Source organism: Rhizobium sp. Leaf453 (genome assembly GCF_001425605.1).
Classification (GTDB): domain Bacteria; phylum Pseudomonadota; class Alphaproteobacteria; order Rhizobiales; family Rhizobiaceae; genus Pararhizobium.
Map to the genome: position 1 here is coordinate 425 of NZ_LMRG01000012.1, position 420 is coordinate 844.

General features: G+C 60.0%; 1 pseudogene. It reads right to left on the reverse strand.

The features are described from left to right. Positions 1-420 (reverse strand): annotated as a pseudogene (locus ASG68_RS32420) (IS3 family transposase); the annotation flags it as partial.

The following is a 420-nucleotide window of genomic DNA, read 5'->3' on the forward strand; positions in this document are numbered from 1 at the left end:
GTGGTTGCCCATGATGCGATGAACCCGCTTGGCGTTGACGACAGGCTTGTCGGCGGCTCGCCTTTCGCGATTGAGGAGCGCGGCGATCCGCCGATAGCCATAGGTTGGCCTTTGATCCACCAGCCTGCGGATGTCAGGCAGAAGCTCCGCATCCTCGGCCCTGTGATAGGAGCCGCGCGGCTTCGACCTGCCTTTCAGCCGCTCGATCAAATTGGAACGGGAAACGCCCAGCGTGTCTGCAACAGTCTTCACGGCGAACCGTCCTTCGGCAACAAGATCGGCCGCGATATCCGTTTTTTTGAGTCTGCTTTGGAAAGGGCTTCGCGGAGGATTTCGACCTCCATCGTCTTGCGGCCGAGCATGCGCTCCAGCTCGCGAACGCGATCCTCCAGCTTCTTCACTTCCGAATTGCCGACAACC